The following is an 11,168-nucleotide window of genomic DNA, read 5'->3' as shown; positions in this document are numbered from 1 at the left end:
ACAAGAAGGTGCGTCCGGGTCCGCTCAGGGGCTGGAGTCACCCGAGCAGGTGACGAACAGGGTGGCGCCCTTGGAGGGCTCGCCCTCACCCACGAGGCGGATCGTGCGGCGCTCGGCATCGGCGCAGCGGGCGACCAGCGCCGGGTTTCCGATGGCCGGGTCGGTCGAGGCGTCGACGTAGCAGAAGCCACTGACGGGTTCGCCGGCGGGCGTGACCGGGTCGTCCGAGACGTCGTTCTGGCAGATGGAGAGCTCCTCCTTTTCGAGCTGCGGGATCTGGCAGAAGCAATCCCAGCCCGCCTCGGGCGAACGCGCCTTGGCCTCGTCGATCGCGGCGGCGTGCTTGCTATCGACGGGGAGCCGGGCATGCTCGGGATCACACGAGCAAGCTCCGCCGGTCGCGCGCGCCTCGAGGAGCAGGCAGTTCACGGCGCCCTTGTCGTCGCGGTCGAGCGTGCGCGGCAGGCACGGGCCGCCGATCTTGGCCTTCAGCCGATCGACGAGCGCGCCGATCGCGGGGCGGTAGCCGTAGTCGGCCTTGGTGCGATCGTTGACCTGTTTCGGACAAACCGATCCGACGATGCCCTGATCACCGAGGCCGCGGAGCACGTCGAGCTGGCGCAGGCCGGGGTAGGCCTTGGCGCGGACGCGCATCGTGGGCGTGGCGGGATCGCAGAGCGGATTGCCCGCGGTGCCGTCGCGGCACTCGGCGCACTTCGGATCGTTCGGACAATCGGTCGCCTCGGGCAGCTTGAAGATGCACGCGTACTGGAGGTCTTCGCCGAGCGTGTCGTACTCGTGCCCGTTGATCGAGTTACCGAGCGGCGAGCTCGGGTCCATGTCGGTCTGCTCGCCGGTGATCGGGTGCTTTCCGGCGCGCGGATCGGGCGACTCGTGCATGAGCGGATCCGTCGGCAGGATGCCCTTCGCGGGGTCGCCGACGATCACGTCCCAGGTCCCGTCCTCGCCCATCTCGCGCGCATTCTTGATGCCCTTCGTCAGGTCCGCCGGATCGCGGGCGATGTCCTGCCACGGCACGCCGACGATGCCGGCGAGGAAGACGAGGTCCGGCGTGCGCACGACGGGCACGCCCCCGGCGGGATCCGCCTTCGGGAAGAGCGGGTTCTGCACGACCTCACCGCTGCGCGTCGTGATCTCGGGGCTCGAGAACGCCTTCACGTAGCGATCCGTCGGGTAGAGGAAGTTCACGCCGAAGCGGCGCTTCTGGTCGAAGCAACGCAGGTCGACGGGATCTTCGGATTGGGTCAGCACCATGACGTCTCCTTTGGCGTCAAAGCATCCCGGATCCACGGGGCACCCCGCGGGCGGGTTCAGGCCGCAAGAGGAGCAGCACTTGTCGTTCGGATCGATCGCGCACTCGGCGCGCGGGCGCGGCAGCGCTGCGGTGTGCGAGGCGACGAAGTTGAAGCCCGTCTCCTTGATCGAGCAGTCGTTCTCGTCGCTCAGCATCAGGATCGCCACGAGCGAGTCGGGGCGGAGGAAGTCCTTGCGCTGATCGAGCAGGGCGTCGTCCGTGCCGCTCACCTTCACGTTACCCGACGAGGCGTCGATGGTGTCGTAGGGCTCGGGGTCGACGAGGAAGCGGTAGATGCTCTCGAGCTGCGACTCGTAGCCGCAGCCGACCTGACCGGTGCCGCGGACCATGTCGGCGAGCGCGGGCACGAGGCCGGGCTCGGAGCCGTCGAGCGTGCCGAGGTTCGTCTCTCCAGGCGGGCTCAGTTGCTCCTTCGGATCCCACGCGAGGAAGCCCTTGTCGGCGTACGTCGGCACGACCTCGGCGGCGACGCAGGGATCGGCGCGCGAGAGGAGGTGACCACGGTCGTTCTTCGAGACCTTCTCGTCGTTGCAGCTCGGGTCGGTCTGGAGGTCGGGGCAATGCCCGCCGCCGTGGCCGCCGAGGCTCGACGAGACGATGCCGATGTGGATGTCGAGCACGGGCTCGAACTCGCGGCGCGAACCCGTGGGGCAATCATCGCTGGGGCCCTTCGGCTGCTCGGCGCTCGGGAGGGGCGTGCCCGCTTCGTTGATGCACGGCGGATTCACGAGGCTCTCGACCAGATCGGGGATGGCCTGGGCGAGCATCTGCTGCTTGTCGGCCATGGAGGCCGAGTTGTCGATGCCGAGGATGAGGTCGATCTTGTCGACGCCGCTGTGCGGGACGACCTCGACGATGGTCGACGTGATGCGCGGGTCGACGACGTCGATGGGTCGGTCGAGGCAACCGATGGCGGCGAGGCCGGGGAGGACGATCGCGGAGGTGGCAGCGAAGACGCCCGGAAGACCTGGACGAAGAGGACGGCGGTTCATGGGGGCTCCCTTTCCTGATTTGCGAGGTGCCTGGCGAGTTGGCTGCCTCAGCAGCAGCGCCTCCCCCTCTTCGCAAAAGGGATGCCGTCCTGTTTTGTCGTTTTTCGGTGGATTTGTTCAGTTACACGGAAATTTTGGCAACATGGTTGGCAGATCGCTCGAATCACGCCAACCGTAGTCGTGCTCTCGCGTTGGCGAGGCTCAAGGGTGCGGGGGCGGCTGGTCGATCGCGGCGGTCCAGTGCGCGATCTCCTCGGACGTCATGCTGCCCGCGGGCCAGAGGCGCGCGTCGTCCCAGCCCTCGCTCACATCGGCGAGGTACTGCGCGCGCGAGAGGAGCGTGCCCCGGCAGACGTGACCCACTTCGGGAGGCGACGCGTACTCGGCTTCGAGGCGCGCGACGAGATCGCGCATGACCCACGGCGGGATGCGGCGCTGCTCCGTCGGATAGATGAAGCCGAAGAGGATGAGCTGGCTCAAGAGCACCCGCCAGTGATCGCCGAAGCGCGCGACGAGCCGAGGCCAGTCGAGATCCTCGCAGCGCGCGCGGAGGACATGCGCGACGTCGGCCCCGTCGTATCGCTCGCGCTCCTGGATGAAGGACTTCGCGAAGATGGTCTCTTCCGCAGGGCAGAGGCCGACCTCGACGCCGAAGACCTCGCCGCGGCCCGCGTGCTCGAACCAGAGATCGTCGACCTCGGCGAGGCCGTTGCCCGAGCTCCAGATGACGTCGACGTGCTCGTCCCCGGAGTACGCCTTGGCGAGCCAGTGCGGGAACGCGATGCAGGTCGGGTAACCCGCGTTTTCGAGGACGAGGAGAGCCGCGCCGACGTCGCGGCGGCGGACGAAGACGTCGAGGTCGCGGGTGCGCCGTCGCATGCCGGCGTGGTGCGCGAGCGCGTAGGCGCCGCCGACGAGGAAAGGAACGTCGGACGCGGCGAGCGCGCGGAGCGCCGACGCGAAGAAGTCGCGCGCCTCGGGGGTCATGTCGAGCGCGAGGACCGCGTTCGGATCGGCGTCGCAAGGCAACGCGAGCGTGGGCTCCACGGGCGCGCTCGGTGCGGGGGCGCAAGTGGTCCTGGGTTGGGGGAGCGGGAGCCGCGTCGTGTCGAGCGAGCGTGGCGTCCCGGAGGACGAGATTGCATCAACCGTGCGGCGGAACATCACGGCGGGACGTGTTGCCAGGCAGTTCGAACCGCAAGGGGCGCGGGGACCGAAATGGGGCTACGGCGCGCCTTCGAGCGAGCGTTCGAGCGCGGCGCGGAGGTGGTTTTGCGCGCGAAGCGCATACGGTCCGTCGGGCGAGATCTCGAGGTGCGTCGCGAAATGCTCGGCCGCGCGGCCGAACTCGCCCTTGCGATACCGGACGATGCCGCGCGCGAGCTCGCGCGGGTACGAGGGATCGAGGGCCGAGAGCTCGTCGATCTTGCGGAGCAGGAAGGCCGTCTGGTCCTGCGCACCGCGCCCGTCGTCGCGGCCCGGATTCGATCGAGGCGGGTGCGCGAGGAGGAAGCCGAAGAGCGCGCGCTGCTCGTCGATGCCGAGGGCGAGCGTGCTGCCCGAGAGGCCGCTGATCTCGTTCCACCGGCGCTTGAAGGAAGCGCGGAGCGCGCGTTCGTCCATGTGCATGACGCACGGCGGGGCGCCCTCGCACCAGCCGTTGCGGGTGAGGACGTCGGCGAAGGGGCCGCCGAGCTCGACGAGCTCGTCCGAGGTTTCGCCGGTCGAAACGAAGCGGCGCACCTCGCGGAGGAAGGAGCGGAGCTGGTAGGCGCGGAGCGCGAGGACGGCGTCTTCCCCCTGGGCGAGGGCGCGGGCAGCGGCGGGGCCGATCTGGCGGCGGAGCTCGGCGAGCATGGCCTCGTCGCCGCGCGCGTCGGCGCGTCCAAAGGCGCGGAGGAGCGATCCGAGCGCGCGGACGTCGGCGTCGAGGGGTTTCGTCTCCACGGCGCGGGCGCGGGCGTCGTCGAGCGCCGCGGCCTCGGCGAGCATTCTGGGCTCGACGAGGGGGGCGGGCAGGCCTTCGGGCGGGACCGACCGCGGGACGGCGAGGAGGGCAGCGCTGCCGGCGAGAAAGACGGCGACGAGGCCCGGCTGCCAGCCCTCGAGGAGCCGGCCGAACCCCTTGGCGACGCGCGCCTCGTTTTTTGCCACCGCGCTCCGACCTCCGACCGTTTATTGTAGGACGCCGTCGGGACACGAGGAGAGAAAGTGTTGGCCGAGAAGCGAAAACACGCGCGAAGGGTCGTTCGACTGTCCGTCGCGTTCCAGGTGGGGGATGGCCCGCGCATCGATGCTTTCTCACGCGACCTGAGCATCGGCGGCATGTTCATCGTCACCGACAAACCCGCGCCCTTCAACGCGAGCGTGAACCTCTACATGCAGCTTCCCGGCGTGAAGCAAGAGGTCATGGTGAAGTCGACGGTGCGCTGGACCGAGCCTGACGGGATGGGCGTGCAGTTCGGGCTGATGGGCGCGCGCGAGACGCACGCGCTGATGCAGCTCCTCACGGGCGCGCCGCCTTCGATCCGCTGAAGCGGGCGGGGTTTGTCGGGGCAGGGTTCTGCCCGGGCAAACCTTTCTCAGCGCCCTGCTATTGACCGAGCTGGAACGGCACGGAGACAGGTCCGTTCGTCCCAACGAACTTGCCCGGGCGCAGCGAGTCGAAGACGCACTGCATGAACCGGGGCTCGAGCGGCGGGTCGAAGCGCACGGTCGAGACGGCGCCTTCCGGGTCGAGCGAGACGGTGACCGTGGCCGCGACCGAGAGGCGCACGGAAGGGTCGCCGCCGCGGTAGTGCGTTTCGAAGCAGCCCGAGAGGCCCGCCTGCACGGAGGCGCGCGTGAGCACGGGCGCGGGCTTGGGCGGAGGCGGCGCCTCGGGCTCGACGGAGGGCGTGGGCACAGGCGCAGGCGGCGCAGGGGGTGCGTCCGGACGATCGGGGGCGTGCAGGTGCGGGCGCTCGGCGACGCTCGGAGGCGGCGGCGCGATCGCGGGCTTCGGCGGAGGCGTGGTCTCCACCGGCGCAGGCGGCGCGGGGGGCGCGTCTTCGACGGTGAGCATGCGCGCGGTCTCGCCGCCGTCGAGCGAGAACGAGGCGCGCGCGCGGCCGACGAGGAGACGGCCGGTGGTGACGCCGGGGCGGCCCGCGGGGCCGACGGCGACCGCGCCGTGCTCGAGATCGACGAGGACGTCGTCGCTCCCGCGGACGACGGTGAACGCGGTGCCATGCGCGGCGACACGCGTGCGGCCGACGTCGACGGCGAAGGTCTCGACGAGGCCCTCCGCGGTTTTTCGTGGCGTCACGTCGGCGCGCAGCGAGCCTCGTTCGAGGCCGAGGACGAGCGCACCACCGGCCTCGGAGGCCGCGGCGACGACGGTCGCGCGCGCGCCGGGCGCGAGCGTGACGCGGACGATGCCACGTTGCACGAGCGTGAGCGGCGCCTCGCCGGCCTCGACGCCGTCACCGGGGCGAAGGAGCGAGAGATCACGCTCGGACTCGCTGCCCGCGAGGAACGCGATCGTCTCGGGCGCGCGCCACCGGACGGCAAAGCCCGCGGGCGTATCGTCCTTCGATCGCGCGCCGAAGCTCGCGACCGCGATCACCGCCGCAGCGGCCGCGCAAAGCGCGAGGCCCACGCGCGCGCCGCGACCGATGCGAGGGAGCGCTCGGGACGCGCGCGCTCGTTCGTCCTCTGCGATGCGCTCCTCGAGCTTCTGCTCGATCGCATCCCAGGGCAGCTCGGGCGGCTTCTCGTCGGCGAGCGCGCCGCGCATCACCTCGAGGGCGCGCGTGCTGGGGTCGTTGTCGCTCACGTGGCTTTCCCCTCCGCCGGAAGAGCGTTCGACGTTCGAGGGCTCTGCTCGGACGCGCCGAGCTGCGCCCCGAGCCCCCCGATTTCATCCACGAGCTGCGCGAGCGCAGGCTCCTCCCTCATGAGCTCGGCGAGCTCGCGCCGCGCGTAAAACAACCTCGTTCGCACCGTGAGCACGGGAGCATCCACGATCGTCGCGATCTCGGCCGGCGCCAAGCCCTCGATGTCGTGCAGCACGTAGACCGTGCGTTTCTTCTCGGAGATCCGATCGAGCAGCCGCTTGAACGCGTCGAGCCGGCGCCGGAGCGTCGCCTCCTCGTCCGGCAAGAGGCCCGCGTCCCTCTCGTGCTCGGTCGCGAGCGGCTCGTCGGCGAACACCGGCCGGCTGCGCTCGGCCCTGCGGATCATGAGCACCACGTTCACCGTGATGCGGTGAATCCAGGTGGAGAACTTCGATTGCCCGCGGAAGTCACCGAGGCTCCGGTGCACCTGGAGGAAGACCTCCTGCACCACGTCCTCGATGTCGCTCGCGCGGCCGAGCATGCGGAAGACGAGCCGCGCCACGGCCTCCCGGTGCATCCGGTAGAGGGACGAGAAGGCGCCCCTGTCGCCGCTCCGGGCGCGCCGGACGAGCTCGTCTACGTCGGCGGTGTCCACGAAGGCCCGAGTGGCCAGGCTCGCGCTCGGCCATGCGAAAAACGACGGGGATGGAGCGACAGCGGGCGCCGAGACCAGCGAGGAGATCGCGCGCGGCAGCGCCACGGGGTACACGAACGGCTCCGTTGCGCGGCGGCGGGGCCGCATTCACGAGGCCGCCCTTTTGCACGAAATTTGTCCATTTCCCGCGGCCGGCCCCAACGTCGGCGCATGCTCTACATCGCCGTGGGATTGACCGTCGCCCTCGTCGCCGCCGACTTGCTCGACCTGTCGTCGCGCAAGCCCGCCCGCCGACGTCTCGGCGATCTGTGACGGACGGCCCAAGCGCCGCCCGCGACGCACCCTTCGAAAAAGATTCGGGGGCGAAGCTCGCGTCTCGCGAAGCCTCGCCCCCGCCTCGTCCCTCAGGCCGCCGCGGCCTTCTTCTCGCCGGGGAAGAGCGCCTTGAGGTCGACCTTCTCCTGCTTCTTCTGCTCGAGGATGTGGTTGACCGCGCGCAGGATGCGCGTCTTGGAGGGGCCGCTGACGGGCTTGCCCGCGATCGCCGACGCGATCGCGCGGTCCGTCACGGGGCGGCCGCTGCGGGGCTTCTTGAGCCCCTCCTTCTTCTTCGCGCCGTCCTCGCTCTTGCGGGCGAGGCGCTTGGTCAGACGAATCGCCCGATCCTCGGGGCGCAGCTTCTCGATCTTCTGGGACGCCGCGATGATCCTGCGCGGGTCGATCGCCTTGGCCTTGAGGAACTCTTCGAACGTGCTCATCGGATTCACCTTGGAAGCTTCTGGAGGAGCGGGCTACGCGCGAGGTTGGGCGCGAACACCCCTCAACACGCAGGAGGGCGCGCACCCTATCACGGACGCCCGAACCCTGCACCCTTCTCGAACCGACGAAGGAAAGGACGGACGGCGGAGCGAGCGCGGGCAAACGTTTACCCGCCCCGCCGGCCTGTACTAACCTCCGACAAATGAGCCTGATCTCCCACCTCGACGAGGCCGTCTCCGTCATCCGATCGAAGAGCCCGCTCACCCCCGTGGTCGGCGTGGTGCTCGGTTCGGGGCTCGGCGCGTGGGCCGAGAGCCTCGAGGAGCACGTGGTGCTCCCCTACAGCGAAATCCCGTTCATGCCCGTGTCCACCATCGTCGGGCACGCGGGTAAGCTCTGGATCGGCCTCGCGAACGGAGTGCCGGTCGCTTGCCTCCAAGGCCGCGTGCACCTCTACGAGGGCCACGCGCCCGAGCGCGCGGTGTTCGGCGCGCGGTTGCTCGCGCGGCTCGGGTGTCGTGCCACGCTCTTGACGAACGCCGCCGGCGGCACGAGGCCCACGTTCCAGCCCGGGGACCTGATGCTCATCCGCGATCACCTGAACCTGACGGGGCAAAACCCGCTCGTCGGGCCGAACGAAGCCGGCATGGGGCCGCGCTTTCCGGACATGACGCACGCCTACGATCGGCGCATCGCGGCGCTCGCGCGCGAGGCAGCGGCGGACACGGGCGTGTCGATCCACGAGGGCGTGTACGCGGGGCTGCTCGGTCCGTCGTACGAGACGCCGGCGGAGATCGCGATGCTGCGGACGCTCGGCGCGGACGCGGTCGGGATGAGCACGGTGCACGAGGTGATCGCGCTGCGGCACATGGGCGTGCGGTGCGGCGCGATGTCGTGCATCACGAACCTCGCCGCGGGCCTGAGCCCGACGCCGCTCGATCACGCCGAGGTCGAGGAGACGGCGCAGAAGTCGCGCGAGCGGTTCACGACGCTGCTCTCGGCCTGGGTGAAGAAGGTCGGCGCCGCGATCACCGGCGGCGGGAGCTGGCGAGGAGGCGCCGCTTGACCGATCCGCGAACGAACATCGATTGGACCGCGCTCGAGCAGGCGGCGCTCGACGTGCAGACGCGCGCGCACGCGCCGTACTCGACGTACCACGTCGGCGCCGCGCTGCTCACCGCGTCGGGTCGGATCTTCACCGGTTGCAACGTGGAGAACGCGTCGTACGGGCTGTCGATCTGCGCGGAGCGCTCGGCGATCGTGCAGATGGTGGCCGCGGGCGAGCGTGATCCGATCGCGCTCGTGGTCGTGACGCCGGGGACGTCGAAGCTCGGTCCCGGCGTGGAGAGCCCGCCGATCGGCGCGCCGTGCGGGATGTGCCGGCAGACGCTCGCCGAGTTCGCGGACGATCTGAACATCCTGATGTCGGTCGCCGGTCAGGAAGGGCTCTCGCGCAGGACGTCGCTCGCGGCGCTCCTGCCCGAGGCGTTCCGCGCGAAATCGAGCTGAGCGGCCGCGCGGCCGCTCGGCTCACTCCGCGTCGATCGACCGCGACTCGACTTCCTGGATTCGCTGCACGGCCTGCAGGAGCGACTCGCGCGCGCGTTCGAGCGCGAGCTTGTCCTCGTCCCACCGTGCGCGGACGCGCGTGAGGCGCGCGGCGGCGTTGACACCGTCGGCCACGAGCGTCGCCTTCTCCGCGACGAGCGCGTCGCGCTCCTCTTCGCGCTTGCGCAGCTCCTCTTCGAGCCTCGTGACGTCGGCCACGCGCGCCGCGAGATCCGCGCGCAGCGTGCCCTCGTCCCGGCGCGCGGACTCGATCGCCCCGCGGGCCTCTTCGAGCTCGGTCCCGAGCGCGGCGATGCGCGCTTCGAGCTCGGCCGCGGCGGCGCGCAGGGTCGTCTCCTGCTCGGCGAGCGCGCGCTTGCGGACCTCGCGCTCTTCCTCGACCTCCGCGGCGCGCGCCGCTTCGTCCGCGCGCGATCGCTCCTCCTGCTCCGCGACGGCCTTCCGCTTGGCCTCTTCTGCGCTCGCGATCGCCGCGGCGTGACGCGCTTCGAGCGCTCCCAGGGCGTGCGCGTGCTCGTCCTCGAGCTCTTGCACGCGCGCCGCGATCCGCTCGTCTGCCGCGCGCGTCGCTGCCTCGATCGCCTGCGCTTTCTCGGCGCTCGCCGCTTCGAGGGCCTTCGCGTGCTCGGCTTCGATCCGCGCGAGCGTGGCCGCGTGCTCCTCGCGGAGCTTCGTGATTTCCTCTTGCCGCGTGCGCTCCGCCTCGCTCGCGCCCGCCGAGCGCAGCGCTTCGATCGCGGCCGCGTGTTCCTCGCGGAGCTTCGTGATCTCCGCCGCGTGCTCCTCGCGCGCCTTGCCGAGCTCCGCGCCCTGTTCCGCGCTGAGCTCGCCGATCTCGGCCGCGTGCTCGTCGCGCAGCTTCGCGATCGCCGCCGCGTGCTCCTCGCCGAGCTTCTTGATCGCGGCCGCGTGCTCCTCGCCGAGCCGCGTGATCTCCGCCGCGTGCTCCTTCCCGAACCGCTCGGCCTCGCTCGCGCGCGTCCGCGCCTCCGCGTCCGCGACGGCTTGCGAGAGCGTCTCGCTCGACGTCCGGAGCTGCTCCTCCCGCATTGCGATCGCGGCCTCTCGATCGAGCCGCGCCGCCGCGAGCTCCGCGTCCCGCGTCGCGAGCTTCTCCTCGACACGCTCGAGCAAGAGCTGGAAGTTCTGCACGCGCTGCTCGAGAGCCGAACGATCGTCGCGCAGCTTGTTCAGCTCCGCGTCGTTCTGCTCACGCGAGCCCTCGAACTCGATCATGCGATCGAGCTGATCGGCCTTCTCGCGCTCCAGCACGAGCGCCTGATCCCTGAGCTCGATGATCTCCTTGTCCCGCTGCGAGACCTGCTCACGCAGGGCGAGGATCTCCTTGTCCTTCTTGTTCAGGGCCTCGCGCAGATCGAGGAACTCGCGGCTCGACACGCCGCCGAGGCGCGAGGTGGCGGTGAGCGCCGCCGTGCCCGTCAAACCGCCTCCGCCTTGCACGGCCGCCGTCGCCGCGATGGCCGCGGAGAGCTTCGCCTTGAGCTCCTCGGCCTCGCGCTTGAGCCGCGCCACGTCGGCCGATCCTTCGCTCGCCTTGGCGAGATCGGCCTCGAGCTTCGCCACGCTGGCGCGCGAGGTTTGCAGCTCCTGATCGAGGCGCGTGCTCTCGTCTCGCGTCCGCGCGAGCTCGCCTCGGAGCGCCTCGATCTCTTGCTGGACACGCGGGGCGTCGCCTTCGAGGCGCGCGAACTCGCCCTTGGCACGCGTGAGCTCTTCCTTCGCTTGCGTGAGCTCGTCGCGGCTCCGCGCGCTCTCTTCCTTGCTGCGCGTGAGCTCTTCCTTGCTGCGCGTGAGCTCCGCGCGGAGTCGATCGAGCTCCGCCGTGTCCACCGTTTGCGGGGCCGGCGGGCGCTCACTCGCGCGGAAGGGCGCCGCGGGCGGAGGCACCGAGCGCGTCGTGGCAGGCGCGGGCGCCGCGGCGGTCGGACGCGGAGGCGTCGCGGTCGCGGATCCACCGGGACGCGGCGGAGCGGCGGGGGGCGGCGTAGCGGCCACGGGCGCAGGCGGCGGAGGTGGCG

Annotated in this window: 10 protein-coding genes; 3 read left to right on the top strand and 7 right to left on the bottom strand. The window is 70.8% G+C overall.

Annotation, left to right across the window (positions count from 1 at the left end; translation table 11 throughout):
• Positions 1–24: 24 nt before the first annotated feature.
• The 3 genes from QHF83_RS44210 to QHF83_RS44200 all read right to left on the bottom strand — a co-directional run bounded on the left by QHF83_RS44210 (position 25) and on the right by QHF83_RS44200 (position 4,482).
• On the bottom strand, positions 25–2,328 hold the full coding sequence (locus QHF83_RS44210) for a hypothetical protein (RefSeq protein ID WP_282424141.1): 2,304 nt from the start codon (positions 2,326–2,328) through the stop codon (positions 25–27).
• 201 nt (positions 2,329–2,529) lie between these two features.
• Entirely contained in the window at positions 2,530–3,375 is an 846-nt protein-coding gene (locus QHF83_RS44205; protein ID WP_282424140.1) for a nucleotidyltransferase family protein, read from the bottom strand.
• A gap of 177 nt (positions 3,376–3,552) precedes the next feature.
• A complete protein-coding gene (locus QHF83_RS44200; protein ID WP_282424139.1) occupies positions 3,553–4,482 on the bottom strand; it encodes a hypothetical protein in 930 nt (309 codons plus the stop codon).
• 60 nt (positions 4,483–4,542) lie between these two features.
• Here QHF83_RS44200 and QHF83_RS44195 point away from each other — a divergent pair, with 60 nt between their 5' ends.
• Positions 4,543–4,863, top strand: coding sequence for a PilZ domain-containing protein (locus QHF83_RS44195; RefSeq protein WP_282424138.1), 321 nt, complete (start codon positions 4,543–4,545; stop codon positions 4,861–4,863).
• A gap of 58 nt (positions 4,864–4,921) precedes the next feature.
• On the opposite strand, the gene QHF83_RS44190 is transcribed toward QHF83_RS44195, so the two are convergent.
• The 3 genes from QHF83_RS44190 to QHF83_RS44180 form a co-directional block, all read right to left on the bottom strand.
• Positions 4,922–6,145 carry a FecR domain-containing protein gene (locus QHF83_RS44190; protein ID WP_282424137.1) on the bottom strand — a complete coding sequence of 408 codons (1,224 nt, stop codon included), beginning with the start codon at positions 6,143–6,145 and terminating at the stop codon, positions 4,922–4,924.
• Positions 6,142–6,801 carry a sigma-70 family RNA polymerase sigma factor gene (locus tag QHF83_RS44185; protein ID WP_282424136.1) on the bottom strand — a complete coding sequence of 220 codons (660 nt, stop codon included), beginning with the start codon at positions 6,799–6,801 and terminating at the stop codon, positions 6,142–6,144. Before QHF83_RS44185 ends, QHF83_RS44190 begins: the two co-directional genes overlap by 4 nt.
• 404 nt (positions 6,802–7,205) lie before the next feature.
• A complete protein-coding gene (locus tag QHF83_RS44180; RefSeq protein WP_282424135.1) occupies positions 7,206–7,559 on the bottom strand; it encodes a hypothetical protein in 354 nt (117 codons plus the stop codon).
• A 203-nt stretch (positions 7,560–7,762) separates the two neighbouring features.
• On the opposite strand from QHF83_RS44180, the gene QHF83_RS44175 reads away from it, so the two are divergent.
• Positions 7,763–8,626 (top strand): purine-nucleoside phosphorylase, encoded by an 864-nt coding sequence (locus QHF83_RS44175; RefSeq protein WP_282424134.1) that lies wholly within the window; start codon positions 7,763–7,765, stop codon positions 8,624–8,626.
• Entirely contained in the window at positions 8,623–9,069 is a 447-nt protein-coding gene (gene cdd, locus QHF83_RS44170; RefSeq protein WP_282424133.1) for a cytidine deaminase, read from the top strand. The genes QHF83_RS44175 and cdd overlap by 4 nt, the downstream gene beginning before the upstream one ends.
• Positions 9,070–9,090: 21 nt before the next feature.
• On the opposite strand, the gene QHF83_RS44165 is transcribed toward cdd, so the two are convergent.
• Positions 9,091–11,168: hypothetical protein (locus QHF83_RS44165; protein WP_282424132.1), on the bottom strand; the 2,078-nt coding region annotated here is incomplete at its 5' end.

The organism is Polyangium sp. 15x6 (assembly GCF_029960785.1).
Taxonomy (GTDB): domain Bacteria; phylum Myxococcota_A; class Polyangia; order Polyangiales; family Polyangiaceae; genus Polyangium.
Note: the sequence above shows the minus strand (reverse complement) of the source record. Positions and strands in the feature narration are given on the sequence as shown.